15 protein-coding genes and 1 riboswitch are annotated in these 19,161 nt (G+C 68.0%); of the genes, 5 read left to right on the forward strand and 10 right to left on the reverse strand.

The window, feature by feature from the left end; all coding sequences use genetic code 11:
- Positions 1–26 precede the first annotated feature (26 nt).
- Complete coding sequence (locus RCH22_RS18555; protein ID WP_327015107.1) at positions 27–1,091, forward strand: ABC transporter permease; 1,065 nt, start codon at positions 27–29, stop codon at positions 1,089–1,091.
- Positions 1,091–1,864: an ATP-binding cassette domain-containing protein gene (locus RCH22_RS18560; protein WP_327015108.1), complete on the forward strand. Its 774-nt coding sequence runs from the start codon at positions 1,091–1,093 to the stop codon at positions 1,862–1,864. Before RCH22_RS18555 ends, RCH22_RS18560 begins: the two co-directional genes overlap by 1 nt.
- A gap of 117 nt (positions 1,865–1,981) precedes the next feature.
- On the opposite strand, the gene RCH22_RS18565 is transcribed toward RCH22_RS18560, so the two are convergent.
- The gene (locus RCH22_RS18565; protein ID WP_327015109.1) at positions 1,982–4,258 is read right to left on the reverse strand and encodes an EAL domain-containing protein; all 2,277 of its coding nucleotides are present in this window, start codon (positions 4,256–4,258) and stop codon (positions 1,982–1,984) included.
- Between the two features lie 88 nt (positions 4,259–4,346).
- Positions 4,347–4,420: riboswitch (cyclic di-GMP riboswitch) on the reverse strand.
- A 121-nt stretch (positions 4,421–4,541) separates the two neighbouring features.
- Here RCH22_RS18565 and RCH22_RS18570 point away from each other — a divergent pair.
- A complete protein-coding gene (locus tag RCH22_RS18570; protein ID WP_327015110.1) occupies positions 4,542–6,782 on the forward strand; it encodes a UvrD-helicase domain-containing protein in 2,241 nt (746 codons plus the stop codon).
- 33 nt (positions 6,783–6,815) lie between these two features.
- On the opposite strand, the gene RCH22_RS18575 is transcribed toward RCH22_RS18570, so the two are convergent.
- The 7 genes from RCH22_RS18575 to RCH22_RS18605 all read right to left on the reverse strand — a co-directional run bounded on the left by RCH22_RS18575 (position 6,816) and on the right by RCH22_RS18605 (position 13,904).
- A complete protein-coding gene (locus RCH22_RS18575; protein ID WP_327015111.1) occupies positions 6,816–7,181 on the reverse strand; it encodes a CHY zinc finger protein in 366 nt (121 codons plus the stop codon).
- Between the two features lie 10 nt (positions 7,182–7,191).
- On the reverse strand, positions 7,192–8,079 hold the full coding sequence (locus tag RCH22_RS18580; protein ID WP_327015112.1) for a thioredoxin domain-containing protein: 888 nt from the start codon (positions 8,077–8,079) through the stop codon (positions 7,192–7,194).
- Positions 8,080–8,274: 195 nt separating this feature from the next.
- Entirely contained in the window at positions 8,275–8,910 is a 636-nt protein-coding gene (locus tag RCH22_RS18585; protein WP_327015113.1) for a LacI family DNA-binding transcriptional regulator, read from the reverse strand.
- Between the two features lie 202 nt (positions 8,911–9,112).
- Positions 9,113–10,618, reverse strand: a complete 1,506-nt coding sequence (locus RCH22_RS18590) for an alpha-N-arabinofuranosidase (protein ID WP_327015114.1) — start codon at positions 10,616–10,618, stop codon at positions 9,113–9,115.
- A 48-nt stretch (positions 10,619–10,666) separates the two neighbouring features.
- Positions 10,667–11,587, reverse strand: coding sequence for a carbohydrate ABC transporter permease (locus RCH22_RS18595; protein WP_327015115.1), 921 nt, complete (start codon positions 11,585–11,587; stop codon positions 10,667–10,669).
- Complete coding sequence (locus RCH22_RS18600; RefSeq protein ID WP_327015116.1) at positions 11,584–12,543, reverse strand: sugar ABC transporter permease; 960 nt, start codon at positions 12,541–12,543, stop codon at positions 11,584–11,586. Before RCH22_RS18600 ends, RCH22_RS18595 begins: the two co-directional genes overlap by 4 nt.
- Positions 12,544–12,608: 65 nt before the next feature.
- Positions 12,609–13,904, reverse strand: a complete 1,296-nt coding sequence (locus RCH22_RS18605) for an extracellular solute-binding protein (RefSeq protein WP_327015117.1) — start codon at positions 13,902–13,904, stop codon at positions 12,609–12,611.
- Between the two features lie 286 nt (positions 13,905–14,190).
- Between RCH22_RS18605 and RCH22_RS18610 the strand changes: the two genes are divergently transcribed.
- Positions 14,191–15,249, forward strand: coding sequence for a LacI family DNA-binding transcriptional regulator (locus RCH22_RS18610; protein WP_327015118.1), 1,059 nt, complete (start codon positions 14,191–14,193; stop codon positions 15,247–15,249).
- On the forward strand, positions 15,246–16,193 hold the full coding sequence (locus tag RCH22_RS18615; protein WP_327015119.1) for an aldose 1-epimerase family protein: 948 nt from the start codon (positions 15,246–15,248) through the stop codon (positions 16,191–16,193). Before RCH22_RS18610 ends, RCH22_RS18615 begins: the two co-directional genes overlap by 4 nt.
- A gap of 18 nt (positions 16,194–16,211) precedes the next feature.
- Here the strand turns inward: RCH22_RS18615 and RCH22_RS18620 are convergent, their stop codons facing one another.
- Together RCH22_RS18620 and xylA are read right to left on the reverse strand one after the other, a co-directional pair.
- Entirely contained in the window at positions 16,212–17,720 is a 1,509-nt protein-coding gene (locus tag RCH22_RS18620; protein ID WP_327015120.1) for an FGGY family carbohydrate kinase, read from the reverse strand.
- Positions 17,721–17,859: 139 nt separating this feature from the next.
- Positions 17,860–19,053, reverse strand: coding sequence for a xylose isomerase (gene xylA / locus RCH22_RS18625; protein ID WP_327015121.1), 1,194 nt, complete (start codon positions 19,051–19,053; stop codon positions 17,860–17,862).
- Positions 19,054–19,161 lie beyond the last annotated feature (108 nt).

A 19,161-nucleotide genomic window follows, 5' to 3' on the forward strand; every position in this document is an offset into this window, starting at 1 on the left:
TTCACGAAAAGAGCCAGGGAGTCATCATGACCAACAGCAATCAAACCACTGCGCGGAAACCGGGCATTCCGGCGGAACAGAAGCCGGTTCCGCTCGCGCTCACGGCGCGGATCAGCACCCTCGCGTCGAACCAGAGCACCATCCTGATCGGCGTGATGGTCCTCCTCGTCGTCGTCTTCTCGGTGCTGGAGCCCAAGTTCTTCTCCGCACTGACCGCCAGCAACATCCTCACAGACTGGGGATCGGTCGTCCTGATTGCAGTTGGCCAGACCTTCGTCGTGATCAGCGGTGGAATCGACCTCTCGGTCGGGGCCATCATCGGCCTCAGCGGAGTCGTGTCGGCCTGGACGATGGCGAACGTCCTCAAGGTCGACCAGACGGTGTCCGGCTCGGACGCGTCGGGCCCGCTCCTCATCGGCGCCCTGGTGTCGGTGGGAGTGGGGCTCCTCGTGGGACTGACCAACGCCTTACTGATCAACAAGCTCCGGATCGTCCCGTTCATCGCGACCCTGTCGACGATGGGGGCAGCCCTCGGGCTCTCGGTGATCATCTCGAGCGGGCAGCCCATCGGCTCGGCCAACAACTTCGACCTCATCGCCGCGATGGACCCGAAGGTGAACCCGTTGTCGTGGGCCTTGATCGTCGTGATCGTCGTGGTGACCATCGCCGGTCTGTTCCTGCACAAGGCGCGGTTCGGCCTCTACACCTACGCGATCGGCTCGAACACCTTCGCTGCCCGCGGCGCGGGCATCAACGTCGAACGACACCTGACGTTGGTCTACGCGCTCTCCGGGGCCCTGGCGGGCCTCGCCGGGATGTACGTCTACCTGCGCCTCGGTGCCGGCTCGCCGTCATCGGGAACCGGGCGTGAGCTCGACGCCATCGCCGCGGTCGTCATCGGCGGCGCATCCCTGATGGGTGGCATCGGCCGGATCTGGGGCACCGTGCTCGGTGCGCTCATCCTCTTCACGGTGCAGTCCGGCTTGATCATGGTCGGCGTCGCACCCGACTGGAAAAAGGTCGTGGTGGCCATCCTGATTGCCGCGGCGGTCGCTGCGCAGACGCTGCAGAGCAAGAACGGAAGAAAATAATGACCGGCGAAGTGATCTACGAAGTCAAGAACGTCTCCAAGCGCTACGGGTCGGTCGTCGCTCTCGACGGTGCGAGCCTCAAGCTGCACGCCGGCGAGGTGCTCGGCCTGGTCGGCGACAACGGCGCTGGCAAGTCGACGCTCGTCAAGGTCCTCTCGGGGGCTCACCAGCCCAACGGCGGGAAGATCTACCTCGACGGCGTCGAGCGCACCTGGGGTTCGCCCCGGGAGGCGCTCGAGGCCGGCGTCGAGACCCTCTACCAGGACTCCGGGCTCGCCCCTCACCTGACGGTGTCGCAGAACGTGTTCCTCGGCCGGGAAAAGACCGTCAAGGGAATCTTCGGCACGATGGGCTTCCTGGCCCGCAAGGAGATGGAGCATGACGCCCACGAGGACCTCGAGCGCGTCGGGATCGCCGTTCCGGCCTCCGACCGCCCGGTGTCCCAGCTTTCTGGCGGTCAGCGCCAGGCCGTGGCGATCGGCCGCGCTGTGGCGTGGGCGCGCCGCGTGATCATTCTCGACGAGCCGACCAACCACCTCGGTGCACGGCAGGCCGGCGAGGTGCTGCATGTCGTCAAGGCCGCGAAGGCGAAGGGGCTCGGCGTGATCTTCATCTCGCACACCCTGCCGCATGTGCTCGAGGTCACCGACCGGGTCGTCGTGCTGCGGCTCGGCAAGATCGTCATGGATGCCCCGACCTCGGAATTCGACGGGGATCGCCTGATCGGTGTGCTCACCGGAACCATTCAGACGGTCAGGGTCGAGGGCGACTGACCCGCCGGTCGGACACTCCGGGAATCAAACGAAGCAGCCCCCGGGCGGCGCACTGCAGACACTCGCAGTGCTCCGCCCGGGGGCCGTCGTCGCCTCCTGAGACCGTTCGCACTGGTCTCAGACGCTCGTACGGAGCAATCCCCCGACGTCCGTTCCTGCCCCGCCCGTCGCGGCGCGATTGGCCTCCAGCCAGCCGATCAGGTCGGCGGCGGCCAGGGGACGCGAATAGCGGTAACCCTGCACCCCACCCGTGCCGAGGGCCTCGAGGAGACGTTGCTGGTCAAGCCGCTCGACGCCCTCTGCGACCGTAGCGACGCCGAGCTGGGCGCACAGCCGCACGATCGCCTCGATGACGGAGCGGTCGAAGGGATTGGACACCGCGCCGGCGACGAAACTCATGTCGATCTTCACGATGTCGACGGGGAGCGCGCGCAATGACGTCAGGGAGGCATATCCCGTGCCGAAGTCGTCGATGGCGATTCCGACGCCGAGCGCCCCGATCGCACGGAGGCGACCGATCGCGGCGGGGGAATCCAGCACGACGGTCTCGGTGAGTTCGATGATGAGATCCTTCGCGAGGGTCCCGGTGTCGGCCAGGCAGCCGATGATCGAGTCGACGAACCCCTCGCGGTCGAGCTCGTGGGCGGAAACGTTCACGTGCACGGCCAACGGGAATCCAGGATTGGCCGTCCGCCACGCCGCGGCGTCGAGGCAGGCGCGACGCATCACGAAAGCGCCGATACCGATGATCGCGCCGGTCCGCTCGGCGATGTCGATGAAGTCACCGGGGAAGAGCAGCCCGCGTTCCGGGTGTTGCCAGCGGACGAGGGCCTCGACGGCGGTGCACTGCAGCCCGGGAAGGTCGAGGATGGGCTGGTAGTGCACGACGAGCTCGTCGGCGGCCGCCGCGGCCGCGAGTTGCCATTCGAAGGTGACCCTGGGATTGTCCACGCGGAGGAGGCCAGGCTCGAAGACCTGGACGCGGTTCTTGCCGTTCGCCTTCGCCGCGTACATCGCGACGTCGGCCTGGTGCACCAGCTCTTCGATCTCGATGCCTGCGGCCGCCGTAGCAATTCCGATGCTGACGCCGACCTGCGCGGTGTTCCCCTCGAGGAGCACAGGTTCGGCGATCGAACGGCCCAGGGCGGTGGCAATCGAGAGGGCGCCGGAGTCCTCGACACCGGCCAGGACGACGGTGAATTCGGCACCGCCGAGCCGGGCGCACACGGCCTTCGGCCCGGTGTTGGCGCGCATCCGCTCGGCGACCTCGATGAGGAGTTCGTTGCCGGCCCGGTGCCCGAGCAGGTCGTTGACGTCCTTGAAGTCGTCGAGGTCGAGGAAGAGGATGTGCACCCCGCCGGCGTCGGTGCTGGAGGACAGGATCGCGGTCAGCTTGGTCATGAAGGATGCCCGGTTGTCGAGCCCGGTGAGCGGATCCGAACTGACCTGGACCGTGAGCTCCTCCTGGACCGTGCTGTTGCGGAGGGCCAGCGAGACCTGGTTGGAGAGCGCCCGGACGGCGACGAGGGCCTCCGCCGGGATCTTCCCGGGGGCGCCAACGAAGATCCAGGCATTCGCCTGCGCGTTCGAGGCGAGGCAGGCCCAGGCCAGGGGAGCGCCGACGGCGGAATCCAGTGCGCTCGGGTCCGCCATGGGCGAGCCCGTGGTGGAGCCGCCGCTGGATGTGTCGATGACCTCGGCCGGGAGTTCCGTGGGCAGGACGGCGAATTCGCCCGACGCGCCGACGACCCGCAGCGCGGGACCGTCGCGCACGACCCGGACGACACGCAGTCCGGGGGTCGCGACGCAGATCTCCTGGGCCGCGGCCCAGCCGATGACCCAGATGTCCGCCTCGTCGACGACGCCGAGCAGCAGGGAGCCGGTCGCCGCGAGTTCGCGGTCGCGGCGCATCGACTGTTCCCTGGATCGCAGAACGATGCTCAGTTGGCGCACGATCACGAAGGTGAGGAAGACGGTCGGAATCGTGCCGAGGGTGGTCGCGGGTGAGATGACGGCGGTCGGCCCATGCACCGGGGCCCACAGCAGGACCGTGGTGACGAGTGCAAGCGAATAGAGGGTGCAGCGAACGAGGGACCTGGTCGTGGAACCGTAGAGTCCGCGCAGCCAGACGGCGCCGAAGACGACCCCGAGTGCGGCAGCGGGATCCGGCAGCGCGAGGGCGAGTGCGACGAAGGCGACGGAATCGATCAGGTCGAGAACGAGCGGAACCCGTCCCATGACGAACCCGTAAGACCAGGAGGCGATCAGGACTGCCCCGGTCGTGAGGGCGATGAGGGTCACTCCCTCGGTGTCGGAGGCCAGGATCGCGGGGATCGTGAGCAGGAGCGTGGCGATCGCGAGCCAGGTGAAGAGCCACCGGGTGCCCTCCGTCATTCCTTCCGGGCGGCGAAATGGATTCCAGAGCCTGGAGAAAAGAGTTTGTGGATGCTGTGTGCCGGTCATGTGAGGCCGAGTCCCGTCAGTGTGTGGGCCGGCGAACCCAAGGGTCCCGTGCCTTTGCGACCCCGCCTTTCGACGGGTGTGCCTGTATGAGACCGCAATAGATGGGAGCGTGTTCACACAGGCCCAGCCTAGCCTCCGCGTTCGAGGGGCCTTGCCGGAAGGAGCACCCATCCGCGTCGGGTAAACTCGAATGTCGGATTTGAGGGGTGTTTCGGTGGTCGACCTGGAGCTTGAACGGGAACAGAACTACGTGGCAACGCTGTACGCGCGTCTGGACGCGCTGCAGCGGGAGGCCGAGGACCAGCTGACGGCGGTACGGCTGCTCGACGTCGGTGGAAATCACCAGACCCGCTCCGAACGGGACACCTTCGCGCGCCTCTACGAGGACCGGATCGTGCAGTTGAGGGAGATCGACGATCGGCTGGCGTTCGGCCGGCTCGAACTGGCCGCGGACGACGCGAGCGGCGACTCCGTGTTCCGTTACATCGGCAGGGTCGGGTTGCGCGACGAAGAACTGCAGCCGATGCTGCTCGACTGGCGGGTACCGCAGGCGAGCGCGTTCTACCAGGCGACGGCCGCGACCCCGCTGGGAGCCAGGGCCAGGCGTCACCTGCAGTCCAAGGGGCGGACCATCGTCCGCATCGAGGACGAGATCCTCGATGCGGAACTCCTCGGCGGCGACCCATCCGAGCACCAGGGCGAGGGTGCCCTGCTCGCCGCGCTGACCGCCCAGCGCACCGGGCACATGCCCGACATCGTCGCGACGATCCAGGCGGAACAGGACCGCATCATCCGCTCTGACCTCGCCGGAGTGCTGGTCGTCCAGGGCGGGCCGGGGACGGGGAAGACCGCCGTCGCGTTGCACCGTGCGGCGTACCTGCTCTACACGCATCGCGATCGCCTGAAGCACAACGGCGTACTCATCGTGGGACCGTCCCGCTCGTTCCTGCAGTACATCGAGGCAGTGCTGCCGTCGCTCGGCGAGACCGGGGTCGTTCTCGCAAGCGTGGGGCAGCTGTACCCGGGCGTCGAGGCGACCCGCGAGGACGTCCCCGCCGTCGCGGCGCTCAAGGGCCAGGCCTTCATGGCCGCGCTCATCGCGCATGCGGTGCGCTCCCGGCAGCGGATCCCGGTGGGCACCCGGCAGCTCGAGGTCAACGGCGACAAAATCACCCTGGCCCCGCAGCTTGTGGCGAACGCGATCGCCAAGGCGCGCGAGGGCGGCAAGCCGCACAACCTTGCGAGGGTCACCTTCGTGAAGACCGCGATCGGCGCGCTCGCGCGCGACTGGCTGCGGCAGTTGCAGCAGGGCGGCGCCTCGATGGACGAGTCCGACCTGCCGATGCTGCGCGAAGACCTGCGGCTCGCCCAGGACGTGCGCGTCGCACTCAACACCGCGTGGCTGCCGCTCACCCCCGAGAAACTCGTGCAGGATCTCTACGCGCGCCCGCAATGGCTCGCCGAGCTCACCCCGGGCTGGAGTGCGGAGCAGCGGGCGCTCCTGCACCGGGCCAGGGACGCCGAGTTCACGATCGCCGATATCCCGCTGCTCGATGAGGCCGCCGAGCACCTCGGCGAGTACAACGTCGTCGACGCCGCCCAGAAGCGCGAACAGAAGGAACAGCGCAAACGCGACATCGAGAATGCCGAACTCGCAATCGCGAACATGGACGTGAAGGGTCTCGTCAACGCGCGCGCCCTTGCAGACAACTTCGCCGAGCTCGGCGACCGGGCCACGACCGCCGAGCGTGCAGCCGTCGACCGCACCTGGACATACGGCCACGTCGTCGTCGACGAGGCGCAGGAACTCTCGCCGATGCAGTGGCGGCTGTTGCTGCGCCGGGGGCCGCGCCGGTCGTTCACGGTCGTCGGCGATATCGCGCAGGCCGCATCCGCCTCGGCCTCCGGCAGTTGGAAGGAGGCCCTCGCGCCCATCCTCGACGCCTCCCTCGAGGCCGGGCGCTGGCGCCTCGAGGAACTGACCGTGAACTATCGCACGCCCCGCCAGATCGCGACCGCGGCCGAGGAGATGGCGATCGCGCACGGACTGCCTGTGACGCCCTCGCGGGCGGTTCGCGCGAGCGAGTGGCCGATAGTCGTCGAAGCGGATGTCGCGGCAGCGGTTCACCGCGAGCGCGCGCTCCGTGCGGGCGGCACCCTCGCCGTGATCGTGGCCGATGCGGCGCTTGAGGCCGTCGGGGCGGAACTCTCGGCGGAGTTCGGGGACCGGGTCGGTCTTGGCGCCCTCGGGCTCGGCAGGGAGATCGCACTCCTCGGGCCTCGCGACGCGAAGGGCCTCGAGTTCGACGCCGTGATCGTCGTGGATCCCGCAGGCATCGTGGCCGCTTCGGAGCGCGGGGCCGGATCGCTGTACGTCGCCATGACCCGCGCGACGCAGCGCCTCTACCTCGTCGCGGACCTGAACTCCGCGCTGCCCGCCGGCCTCACCCGCTGACCCTCGCCCGCTGACCGGGGCAGGGCAGCCCGGTCAGGGGCTGGGGCTGGGCGCCTCGAAGTAGAGGTGGGCGTGCGCCCGGCATCCGTCGTTGAAGGGTGCCGTGCAGTGCGGGCAGCGTGCCGCGGCACTGTATTCGGTGATACTCAGGGTGCGGTGGCAGGCTCCGCAGAGGATCGCCTGCTCCGCCCAGAGCGCGACCGGCCACTGCCGCGCGGCATGATCGGCCGCGGCGGCGTGGCAGAGGTGGCAGGGGTAGAACCGGAGGCAGCAGTAGAACCGGATCGCGACGACATCCGCCGCCGTGTTGTAGTGAACGCACCGCGTCTCGTCGTCGACGGTCTCGCCGAACACCTCGAGGTCGGTCGTGCCCGGCTGTGCCCGGCCCGGCGGCTGCACCAGCTGCCGCCTACTTCGCGGCGGCTGCGGTGACCTGGGCCTGGACGAAGGTGGAGAACACCGTCGCGTCGGTCAGGGATCCGGTGTACGCGACGCCGTTGACGAGCACGGTCGGGGTTCCGGCGACCTTGGTGAGAGTCGTCGAGTTGGGCAGCGGGCCGGCGAGGGCGCGCTTGGTCGCATTGCCGACCCAGGACTTGAAGGCGCCGTCAGTGATGCACTTCGTGATGCCGGCGTCCGTGGCTCCCGCGGTCGTGACCAGGCTCACGAGGTCCTGATCCGTCAGGCCGGCGCTGCTCTCAGCGGGTTGCTGGGCGAACAGTGCGGCGTTGACGGCCGGGAATGCGGAGGGCTGGTCGTTGGCCACGCACACGGCGGCGTTCGCTGCCCGGGTCGAGTACTTCGTTCCGGCCGAGTTGGCGTCGAGGATGGAGATCGGGTGGTACTCGAGAGTCGCGTTGCCCGCGGTGACCCATGAGTTGATCGCGGTGCCGTTGGTCGTCTCGAACTGGCCGCAATAGGGGCACAGGTAATCGGCGTAGACGACGATGTTCGCGGTGCTCGTGAGCTTGGTCTGGTCGGTCGCGATCGGCGTGGCGTCCGCGGCGAGGCCGGCTGTCGGGGTGGCGGTGATGGTCGTTCCGTCGCCGGTGAGCAGGACTCCATCACTGGCCATGTTCAGCGGGCCGGCGGCCGCGGGGCCGTTGCTGTTCACGATGACGAGGGCGACGACAACGGCGATCGCAACCAGTCCGGCACCGATGCCGCCGCGCAGGAACAGCTTGTTTCGCTTGTCCTTCTTCTGCTGGGCTTCACGCATCAAGCGGGCGCTCTCCCGTGCCGCGTCGCGGCGGTCCTTCTTCGGGGGCGTGCCTTTGCCGGGGAGGTTGCTGTTCATGGACCCTGTACACCGTTTCGTCGCGAGTGACTTATCGAATCTAGGTTAGGTCCTCCACCTCCACGCCCCGTGCCATCGAGCTGGGAGCGAGCTGTGAGGAGGGTTGGAACCATGCTGAGATGTGGCGGCTGCCGGGGCCGGACGGGCGTACCCGGTGGCGATCGCGATGCTTGCCTGGTGCGCGGCAGACCGGAGTCAGGTCGCGGCGGTCCCGGATGGTGTTCCGGGCCCTGGGACCAGTGGGACGAGCGCTCGTGCGACAGCGGCGCGGCCGACGGGGGCGAGGGACTCCGGCCCCGCCTCGGAGCCGATCACGCCGCGTGGCACAGTCGCGAAGCCGAGGGAACGCTCGCCGAGCACGATCACCCGGCCGCCGCCGGCCTCGAAGGAGTGCAGCTCCTCCGTGAGCGGAGTGCCGTCCGCGTCATCGGGAGACGGCGGTCCGGCAAGGATCAGGATCCGGGGGCGCTGCCCGCGCAGGGATCGGACGAGTGCGAGTTCACGGTCAGGGTCGCCGGCCGTGACGGTCACCGTGACGGTGAGGCCGGCATCCGCTGCCGCGTCGATCACGCCGGATGCGAGGAATGCGTCGCGCGGGTCCGAGATGTCGGTGACGACGAGGGCGACCGTCCGGGTGCTTCCCGTGGCCACGGCCTGCGCCGAGAGGTTGGGAGTGTAGCCGAGCTGGGCGGCGGCCGTGAAGACCCGGTCGCGGTAGTCCCCGTTTACGGTTCGGGTACTGCCGTTCAGGGCACGCGACGCGGTGGCGAGGGACACGCCAGCCGCGGTGGCCACGTCGAGCAGGGTCGGTAGCCTGGCTGACGGACTCATCGGTCCATCCCCTTCCTGGGGACTGGCGGGCCGGGTCGCGGTTCGGGTTGCGGTTCGGCAGGTGCTTGTCATTGTGGCACGCCGGGCCCGGGGATGGCGTGTGCGGGCCTGAGACTCTCCTGCGGAACCGGAAAATCCCCCCGGCTGCGGGGCTGCCGGGGGGATTTCTGCGTGCAGGCAGAGGCTGCCTGGCGTGCGGAACCTAGTTCAGCGCGAGTGCCGACCAGGAGACGGGCGGCAGGGTCACGGTGAGGACCCCTTCGGTGAGCAGCACGCCGTCGAGGGGCTTCAGGCCGACCCGATTCTGGTCGTCGAGTGTGTTCCTGGCGTAGACATCCGCATCGTGCAGGGTGACCGCTTCGGTGAGGAGCGTCGCGTCGAGGCCGGAGACGTCGATCGACACCTCGATCGACTCCGTCTGGCTGCGGTTCACGAGGAAGACGGCGGATGCGCCCGTCTCGGCATCGAAGGTCGCGACGGCGTCGACGAGGGGCGCGGCACCGTAGAGGGCCGTGTCGTAGGTCCCGGCATCGATCCGGGGCTTCAGTACGACGCCGCGGGCGAGCCTCGAGGTCACCGAGAACGGAAAGAACGTGGTCTGGCGCCAGCTCGCCCCGCCCGGCTCGGTCATGATCGGCGCGATGACGTTGACGAGCTGCGCGAGAGAAGCGGATCCGACCCTGTCGTGGTTCTGCAGGAGCGTGATCAACAGGTTGCCGAGCACGACGGCGTCGGCGACGGAGTAGACGTCCTCGAGCTGCCGCGGCGCGTGGCGCCACTCCTCGTTGACCTCCTCCGAGGCCTGGTGCTCGTCGAGGTACCAGATGTTCCACTCATCGAAGGAGAGCTGGATGGTCTTCTCGCTGCGGAGCTTGTGCTTGACGTGGTCCGCCGTGGTCTTCACCGTCTCGATGAAATAGGTCATCTCGAGGGAGGACGCGAGGTAGGAAGCGAGGTCTCCCTTGCGCTCCTGGTAGTAGGCGTGGCAGGAGATGTAGTCGACGTACTCGTAGCTGTGCTCGAGCACGACCCGCTCCCACTCCCCGAAGGTCGGCATCGCAGAACCGGAGGAGCCGCAGACGACGAGCTCGAGGCTCTTGTCCGCGGTCTTCATGGCGGATGCGGTGCGAGCCGCGATCTTCCCGTAGTCGTCTGCAGACATGTGGCCGATCTGCCAGGGGCCGTCCATCTCGTTGCCGAGGCACCACATCCGGATGTTGTACGGTTCGACCGCGCCGTTCCGGATTCGCTGCTCGCTGAGCGCGGTCCCGTCGGGCTGGTTGGCGTATTCGAGAAGGTCGAGGGCGGCGTCGATGCCGCGGGTGCCGAGGTTGACGGCCATCATCAGCTCGGAGTCCGTCAGGGCGCACCAGCGGGCGAACTCCTCGAGGCCGACCTGGTTGCTCTCGAGCGAGTGCCAGGCGAGGTCCCGGCGCACCGGTCGGTCCGCGCGCGGGCCGACGCCGTCCTCCCACTTGTACCCGGAGACGAAGTTGCCGCCGGGGTAGCGGATGGTCGTCGAGCCGAGCTCCTTGACGAGGTCGACGACGTCGAGCCGGAACCCGTCGGCGTTGGCGGTCGGGTGGCCCGGTTCGTAGATGCCGTCATACACGCACCGGCCGAGGTGTTCGACGAAGGAACCGAAGATCCGGCGGTTGATGGGTGCCACGACGGCTGAGCGGTCGATGACGATTGTTGCCTGTGTCACGCGAGGAAAGTCCTTTGGAATCGAGATGGGTGGAAGAGGTGCGGATGCTTACTTGACGCTGCCGAGGGAGAGCCCGCCCTGCCAGTACTTCTGCAGCGTGAGGAAGGCGATGATGAGCGGGATCACTGAGACCAGTGCTCCGACGATGACGATGGTCCAGAGCGACTGCCCGCCGGTGTTGACGCCGGCCTGGGTCTGCAGGGCGCCGAGCCCGACGGTGACGGGGAACAGGTTCGGGTTGGAGAACATCACGAGCGGCAGGAAATAGTTGTTCCAGGTGCCGACGACGCTGAGCAGCAGCACGGTGACGAGGGCCGGGCGGAGCAGGGGGAGTGCGACGCGGAAGAAGATCCGCAACTCGCCGGCCCCGTCCATCCTGGCGGCGTCGATCATCTCGTCCGGGATCGCATCCTGGGTGTAGACGCGCATCAGGTAGACGCCGAAGGGATTGAGCATGGACGGCAGGATCACCGCCCACATCGTGTTCGTCAGGTGGGTCGCGCTGAACATCACGAACATCGGGATGACGAGGGCCGTCGCGGGGACCATGACCGAACCGAGCACCAGGGCGAAGAACGGGGTGCGCCCGGCGAAGCGGTACTGCGCGAAGCCGTAGCCAGCGAGCACCGAGATGACGGTCGCGCCGATGCCGCCGGTGAGGGCGTAGAGGAACGAGTTGCCGAGCCAGTGCCAGTACAGCCCGTTGGAGTACGTGAACAACAGCTGGATGTTGTCGATCAGGTTGAACTCCCCGAACCAGAGCGGGCTCGTGTCGCCGCTGAAGAGCGTCGCCTGGTCCTTGGTGCTCGCGACGATGAGCCACCAGAACGGAAGCGCGAAATAGAGGATGAGGCCGACGAGGACGAGGTGCGGCAGGACACGGCGCCCGCCGGCCCGGCTGGCCTCGCGGGAGGCATGGGACCGCTGCTTCTCCGGTCGCGGTGAGGTGGTCGAAACGAGCACGGTCATGAGTTCAGTCCGCTCTTTTTACGGGTGAAGTGCAGGAAGATATAGGAGCCCACGAAGACGACGAGCCCGAGGGCGAACGAGATCGCCGAGGCGTAGTTGAATTGCGAATAGGAGAACGCGAGAGTGTATGCGTAGATGTTCGGCGTGTACGAGGCGGTGATCGATCCCGACGCCATGCTCCGCAGGATCTGGGGCTCCGTGAAGAACTGCAGGGTTCCGATCAGGGCGAAGACCAGGATCAGGACGAGCGAGGACGAGATCATCGGGATCTTGATCCGGAGCGCGGTCTGCCAGGCGTTGGCGCCGTCGATCTTGGCCGCTTCATAGATCGAGGTGTCGATGCCCTGGAGCGCCGCGTAGATGATGATCATGTAGTAGCCGGCCCACTGCCAGGTCACGACGTTCACGAGGCTGCCGAAGATGTTGTCCGGCGACAGCAACTGCGGTGCGTTGAGGCCGAACCAGGCGGCGACCTCTGCGGCGGGGCCGAAGCTCGGGCTGTAGAGAAAGCCCCACATCAGGGCGCCGATCACGGCAGGAACCGCGTAGGGAACGAAGATCATCAGCCGGGAGAACTTGGAGAACCGGCTCGTGATCGAGTCGAGCAGCACGGCAGCGCCGAGCGAGACGAGCATCTGGATCGGGATCAGGATGATCGAAAACCGCACGACGAGCCAGACGCCCTCGAGGAAAAGAGGATCGGTGAAGGCCTTGGCGTAGTTGTCGAGGCCGACCCAGTGCGTGCCCGTTGCCACGGTCTTGTTCTGCAGACTGAGGATGAAGGCGTAGACGAGGGGCGTGAGGAGGAAAAGCACCAGGAAGACGGCGAAGGGGGCCACGAAGAGCCACCCCCAGCGTGCACGCCGGGCGCTGACGCCGGACCCGAGCCGGCCGGGTTTTTTCAGGAAAGCACGGTCCGGGGTGACGGAGCGTCTCTCGATGGTTGAGGACAACATTGTTCCTTTCCAGGGGCCGGGTGGTCGGCCGGTGCGTGAGCCCGGCCGACCACCGTGGGTCCGGGTTATTTGACCGTGTACCCCTGTGAGGTCGCGTACTCCGTGACGGCCTTCTGGTACGTCGCGAGGGCATCCGCCGGCGTGGCGGCACCGCTCGAGACCGAGTTGACGGCCTCCGTGAGCTTGTCGTAGGCGAGATTCTGGAACGGGCTGACCTGGAAGCCGCTGTAGTCGTTCGCGGCGGCGAGGAAGACGTCCTTGTTGATCTGCTGGCCGCCGAAGAAGTCGTAGGCGCGATCGGTGAAGTACGAGGAGGTCAGGATCGGCTTCCAGAGCGGGAAGAGTGCGGCCTTTTCAATGCCGAGCTTCCAGGCATCTTCGGTTCCGAAGATGTCCTTCGCGACGGTCGCGGCGGCATCCTTATCCTTGGCCTGGCTCGTCACCGAGAAGGCCGAACCGCCGATGTTGACCTGCTTGGGCGTTTCGCCTGCCCACTGCGGGATCGGGGCGGCCTGCCAGACGGCACCGCTCTCGGCGCCGGTGAACCCGGCGAGGTAGCCGGGCAGCCAGGCCGCCGCGATCGTTGAAGCGTAGGTGCCGTCGACGAGGTGCGTGTTGTAGTCGGTCGTCGACGCGTCCTCTGTGCCGACGAGGCCCTTGGAGACCAGGTCCTGCCAGTAGGCGAGGACCTTGAGGCTCGCGGCGTCGTTCAGGTCGACCGTGACGTTCGTTCCGTCGACGGTATAGGGAATCGAGCCGGCCTGCGCGAAGAGCGCCTGCTGGTAGGCCCGGCCGTTGCCGGCGAAGTCGGTGATCATCGAGGTCGATCCGGCATCCTTGAGGGCCTGCGCGGCGGCCGCGTATTCTTCCCAGGTCGTCGGAACCGCGATGCCGTACTTGTCGAAGATGTCCTTGCGGTAGAGCATGCCGACCGGTCCGCCGTCGACGGGGATGGCGTAGACGCCTGCCCCGCTGGACTCGTCGGCCCAGGCCCCCTCGGAGTAGTTCTGCTTGATGTCGGCCGTGTAACTCGTCAGGTCGGCCAGGGCGTCCCGCGGGATGTAGCTCTGCACGACCTCGGTCTCGAGCATGATGACATCGGGAGCACCCGAGCCGGCCTCGATTGCCGTCGAGAACTTGGTGTATTCGTCATTGCCCGCACCGACGTTGGTCCAGCAGACCTGCACCGAGGCATGCGTGTTGTTGAACAGGTCGACGACCGATTCGAATTCGGGATACCACGCCCAGACGTTGACCACGGTTGCGGCCGAGTTGACGATCTTGTTTTGGCAGCTTGCTTCGGCCGCCCCGTTTGAGCAGCCGCTGAGCGTGGCGGCGAGCATGATGGCGACGCCCCCCATTGCCAGAATCTTTTTCACTTGTGTAGGTCCATTCCCGGTGTGCAGACACCCTTGTCTCGGTATTGGCGACGAGATCCGCTGAGCCGATCACATCTTTTACATCGTTGTAAGTAAACGATGTAACTAGATTTTGTCGAGGCGGACATCGATTTGTCAAGCGGTCTGACCCAGATCGTCACAGGCCGCCGGGATCGCGCCGGATCCCGCCCACCGCCTGCCATACAACGTTGTACTATGCGATGAGACGAACGCTGCTGCGAACGTCGCCCGAATCGGAAGGGTCTCCATGGCGGCAACACTGCACGATGTGGCACAAATCGCCGGAGTGTCGATCAAAACCGTCTCCAACGTGATCAACGATCACCCCCACATCCGCCCCGCCACCAAACAGCGGGTACTCGAGGCCATCGCCGAGCTGGACTACCACCCCAATCTCTCGGCACGCAGCCTGCGTTCCGGACGGACGGGCATGATCGGCCTCGCCGTCCCCGAGCTGTCCCTGAGCTACTTCGCCGAGCTCGCGGATGCCGTGATCCGCTCGGCGGAGAGCCACGGCGTCACCGTCCTGATCGAACAGACCGGGGGAGACCGGGACCGGGAGATCGGCCTGCTCTCGAGCCCCCGGCGGCAGCTCACCGACGGCCTGATCTTCAGCCCTCTCGGCATGGGCAACGACGACGCGGACTTCCTGCGGGTCGGCTACCCGCTCGTGCTGCTCGGCGAGCGGATCTTCAACGGACCGACCGACCACGTCACGATGCGCAACGTCGATGCCGCGAGGGCGGCGACCGAACAACTGATCCGGCGGGGACGCCGCCGGATCGCTGTGGTCGGTGCGCACGAGGGCGAAGTGATCGGCTCGGCCGGCCTGCGCCTGCGCGGGTACCGGGAGGCCCTCGAGGCCGCCGGAATCCCCTTCGACCCCGCCCTGATCGGGTTCACGACCCTGTGGCACCGCTCGAACGGCGCCACAGCGACGCGGGAGCTGCTCGCCTCCGGCGTGGACTTCGACGCCGTGTTCGGGCTCAACGACACCCTGGCCCTCGGCGCCATGCGCGTGCTCCAGCAGGCTGGGCTGCGCATTCCGGAGGACGTGGCGCTGATGGGCTTCGATGATCTCGACGAGACCCGGTACAGCCTTCCGACGCTCTCGACGGTCGATCCCGGGAGGGGCGAGATCGCCGAGACCGCCGTGCGGGTGCTGCTCGAGCGGATCAATGCCACAGCCCCGGAGGCGCCGCGAGAGTTCCTGGCCGACTTCCGGGTGATCGAGCGTGAGTCCTCGGAATCGCGCGACCCGGTGACGGTGCCCGCGGCATCCGAAGAGCGAGGACAGGAATCATGACCAGCGAGACCACGAGGGCGGGACTCAGCCCCGCGCCGAGCGGCGAGCAGTACGAGATCGCGGGGCACGGCTACCGCGCGGTCGTGACCGAGGTCGGCGCGTGCCTGCGCCTGCTGCAGTACGAGGGGCGCGACCTGGTCGTGAGCTTTGACCGGGACGAGGCCATGGTCGGCTTCCGCGGCGCGCTCGCGGCGCCCTGGCCCAACCGGATCGCGGACGGTCGCTACCCGGTCGACGGGGTGGCCGTGCACCTGCCGGTCAACGAGCCGTCGAGGGACTGCGCGCTGCACGGGCTCGTGTTCGACCGGGCCTGGCGGCTGCTCGCGCGGGCGTCCGGCGAGGTCGTGCTCGGACTGAGGCTGCCCGCCGGTCCCGGCTATCCGTTCCAGCTCGACTTCACGGCCCGCTACGCGCTCGCCGCGGATGGGCTGACCTCCACGATCGAGGTGTGCAACTCGGGAGCGGGCACGGCGCCGTATGGCGTCTGCCCGCATCCGTACCTGCGCGCAGGGGATTCCCCGCTGGACAGCTGGACGCTCAGACTTCCGGCCGACCGGTTCCTCGAGGTCACACCGGACCGGCTGCTGCCGGTCGGTGTCGTCGACGTCGCGGCCGGCGACGGGGCCTTCGACTTCCGGGAGCCCCGGGTGCTGGCTGCGACGGAGATCGACCACGCGTTCACGGGCATCATCCAGGACTCCGGCGGGCGGGCGACCCTCGAACTGCGGGAGGCCGACGGACGCGGTGTGGCCATGAGCTTCGGGCCGGAATGCCCGTGGCTGCAGGTGCACACCGCGGACCTGCCGCTCCCCGGGGTCACTCGGCTCGGCCTCGCGGTGGAGCCGATGACGTGCCCTCCGGACGCGTTCAACTCCGGCATCGACCTCGTGCGTCTTGCGCCAGGAGACACCCACGAGGCGAGCTGGCGGATCAGCGCACTCTGACGGGGCAGGCGGGGTGGGTCAGACGCGGTGGGCGGCGTACTGCGAGCGGATGACGGGGCGGAAGTCGATCGCCGGCTCCGCCGCGAGCGAGATGCGCCACTCCGGTCGCGCTCCCGTCAGCGCCCACGCCGCTTGCACGGCCGCGCCGTCCGCGACATACTCACCCGGGGCCGGAACGACGACGGGGTTGTCGAAGAGCTGCGCCGCGATGCCGCGGACGGCCGGGTTCTGCGCTGCGCCGCCGATTAAGAGCACCCGGGAGACGACGACGCCCTGGCCGCGCACGGCCTCGAGGCCGTCGGCGAGCCCGCAGAGCAGGCCCTCGATCGCCGCGCGGGCGAGGTTCGGCCGGGTCGTCGAGGCGAGGGTGAGCCCGAAAAGGGTCGCGGTCGCGTTGGGCAGGTTCGGGGTGCGCTCGCCTTCGAAATAGGGCTGGAGCACGAGGCCGTTCGCGCCGGGCTCCGCCTCGAGGGCGAGTTGGCCGAGCTCGTCGTGGTCCACGCCGAGGAGTCCGCGCACCGCGTCGAGCACGCGCGCGGCGTTGAGCGTCGCGACGAGCGGAAGGAAGAGCCCGCTCGCGTCGGCGAACCCGGCGACCGTGCCCGTGGCATCCGTTGCCGGGGTCGTGGTCACCGCGAAGACGGTGCCGCTCGTGCCGATCGACACGATGACGTCGCCGTCGCCCGCTCCGAGGCCGAGGGCGGCGCCCGCGTTGTCGCCGGCGCCGACGCCGACGACGATGCCCGCAGGTAACCAATTCGACGGAGATCCCAGGTCGGTGAACGATGTACTGGTCGTCTCAGGTGTCGAATCGGCACGATCTCCGTCGAATTCGTCAGGGGAGGCGAGGCCGAGTGCGACCGTCTCGCCGGCGATCTCACCCGGGCCGAGCACGCGCGGCAGCACGGCCGAGTGCCCGAGGGCGCGCTCGAAGATGTCGAGGTCGTACTCGCCCGTGATCGGCGACCAGTAGCCGGTGCCGCTCACGTCGGAGCGGTCGGTGGTCAGCGCCGTCAGGTCGGGGCCGAGAGGGCTTTCGTCGGCCGGTCCGAAGCCGCGCAGCCGCCAGGTGAGCCAGTCATGGGGGAGCGCGACCGCGGCGACGCGCGCGGCGTTGCCCGGTTCGGCGTCGCGCAGCCAGCGCAGCTTCGTCGCTGTGAACGACGCGACCGGCACGAGGCCGGTGCGCTGGGCGTATTCGGGGGCGCCGAACTCGTCGATCAGCTCTGCGGCTGCGGGGGCGCTGCGGGTGTCGTTCCAGAGCAGGGCCGGGCGGATGACGCGGCCGTCACTGGAGAGGACGACCATGCCGTGCTGCTGGGCCGCGATCGAGATCGCGGCGACATCGCCGAGTCCGCCGGCGTCGGCGATGGCGGCCTGCAGGGCCTCCCACCACTTCTGCGGGTCGACCTCGGTTCCCTCCGGATGCACGGCGCGGCCGCTGCGAACGAGCGCACCGGTTTCCGTGTCACGAACGACGACCTTGCAGCTTTGGGTCGAGGAATCGACTCCGGCAACCAGTGACATGACTACATTCTCCGCTTCGAGAGGGGTGAGGTGTGGGTGAGGAAGTGCGGGCGCGGCGTGCGCGAACGCGCCCCGGCCGGTTTGTCGCGCCCCCCAGATGAGCGTGACACGCCGGCCGGGGCGCGCAGGTGATGCGGTGTTAGTTGCGGGCGCCGAGCAGGTGCTCGAGGGCCAGCTGCTGCAGGCGAACGAAGCCGAAGCCCTTGCCGCCGAAGTACGCGTCGGTGTCGAAGTCCTCGTAGGAGGCGCGGTCGGCGAGCAGGTCCTCGTACGTCTCGCCTTCGCCGAGGGTCGGCAGTGCGAGGTCGGGCACCTTGGCCGCGGCGAGCATCTGCTGCACCTCGGGGTCGGCGCGGAAGGACGCGGCGCGTTCCTTGAGCAGCAGGTACGTCTGGATGTTGGCCTTGGCGGAGTCCCAGACGCCCGTGATGTCCTCCGTACGGCTCGGCTTGTAGTCGAAGTGGCGCGGGCCCTCGTAGGCCTGGCCGCCGTTCGGGCCGCCGTTTTCGAGCAGGTCGACGAGCGCGAAGGCGTTGTGCAGGTCGCCGTGGCCGAAGACGAGGTCCTGGTCGTACTTGATGCCGCGCTGGCCGTTGAGGTCGATGTGGAAGAGCTTGCCCTGGTACAGGGCCTGGGCGATGCCGGCGGCGAAGTTGAGCCCGGCCATCTGCTCGTGGCCGACCTCGGGGTTCACGCCGACCAAGTCGGGGCGCTCGAGGGTCGTGATGAACGCCATCGCGTGGCCGATCGTCGGCAGCAGGATGTCGCCGCGGGGTTCGTTCGGCTTGGGCTCGATCGCGAAGCGGATGTCGTAGCCCTTGTCGGTGACGTAATCGCCGAGCAGGTTGACGGCCTCGCGGTATCGGGAGAGGGCCGAGCGGATGTCCTTGGCCGAGTCGTACTCCGCGCCTTCGCGCCCGCCCCACATCACGAAGGTCTTCGCGCCGAGCTCGGCCGCGAGGTCGAGGTTGCGCAGCACCTTGCGGAGGGCGAAGCGGCGGACGCTGCGGTCGTTCGAGGTGAAGCCGCCGTCCTTGAAGACGGGCTCGCTGAACAGGTTCGTCGTGATCATCGGAATGATCAGGCCGGTGTCTGCACAGGCCTGCTTGACGCGGTCGATCTGCGACTGGCGCTTCTCTTCCGTGCAGCCGAACGGGAACAGGTCGTTGTCGTGGAAGGTCAGGCCGTACGCCCCGATTTTCGCCAGGTTCTCCACGGCGTCGACGACGTCGAGCGGCGGACGGGTCGGCCCACCGAACGGGTCAGCGCCGTTGTAGCCGATGGTCCAGAGGCCAAAGGAGAATTTGTCTGCGGGGGTGGGCGTGATGGCCATGAGGTTCCTTGTCTGTCAGCGACGTTGATGATTTGTTGTACCTATAAACATATTAGGGGAAAAGCGGATGCCGCGCTACCGCCACCCGGCAATCGGTGCGACCGGAAC

It is taken from the genome of Cryobacterium sp. GrIS_2_6 (assembly GCF_035984545.1).
Taxonomy (GTDB): Bacteria; Actinomycetota; Actinomycetes; order Actinomycetales; family Microbacteriaceae; genus Cryobacterium.

What these genes read in the sequence shown, in the direction of transcription:
- RCH22_RS18555 (WP_327015107.1), top strand. Translation starts at nt 27, where the DNA reads ATGACCAACAGCAATCAAACCACTGCGCGGAAACCGGGCATTCCGGCG.
- RCH22_RS18560 (WP_327015108.1), top strand. Translation starts at nt 1,091, where the DNA reads ATGACCGGCGAAGTGATCTACGAAGTCAAGAACGTCTCCAAGCGCTAC.
- RCH22_RS18565 (WP_327015109.1), bottom strand. Translation starts at nt 4,258, where the DNA reads ATGACGGAGGGCACCCGGTGGCTCTTCACCTGGCTCGCGATCGCCACG.
- RCH22_RS18580 (WP_327015112.1), bottom strand. Translation starts at nt 8,079, where the DNA reads ATGAACAGCAACCTCCCCGGCAAAGGCACGCCCCCGAAGAAGGACCGC.
- RCH22_RS18585 (WP_327015113.1), bottom strand. Translation starts at nt 8,910, where the DNA reads ATGAGTCCGTCAGCCAGGCTACCGACCCTGCTCGACGTGGCCACCGCG.
- RCH22_RS18595 (WP_327015115.1), bottom strand. Translation starts at nt 11,587, where the DNA reads ATGACCGTGCTCGTTTCGACCACCTCACCGCGACCGGAGAAGCAGCGG.
- RCH22_RS18600 (WP_327015116.1), bottom strand. Translation starts at nt 12,543, where the DNA reads ATGTTGTCCTCAACCATCGAGAGACGCTCCGTCACCCCGGACCGTGCT.
- RCH22_RS18605 (WP_327015117.1), bottom strand. Translation starts at nt 13,904, where the DNA reads ATGGGGGGCGTCGCCATCATGCTCGCCGCCACGCTCAGCGGCTGCTCA.
- RCH22_RS18610 (WP_327015118.1), top strand. Translation starts at nt 14,191, where the DNA reads ATGGCGGCAACACTGCACGATGTGGCACAAATCGCCGGAGTGTCGATC.
- RCH22_RS18615 (WP_327015119.1), top strand. Translation starts at nt 15,246, where the DNA reads ATGACCAGCGAGACCACGAGGGCGGGACTCAGCCCCGCGCCGAGCGGC.
- RCH22_RS18620 (WP_327015120.1), bottom strand. Translation starts at nt 17,720, where the DNA reads ATGTCACTGGTTGCCGGAGTCGATTCCTCGACCCAAAGCTGCAAGGTC.
- xylA (WP_327015121.1), bottom strand. Translation starts at nt 19,053, where the DNA reads ATGGCCATCACGCCCACCCCCGCAGACAAATTCTCCTTTGGCCTCTGG.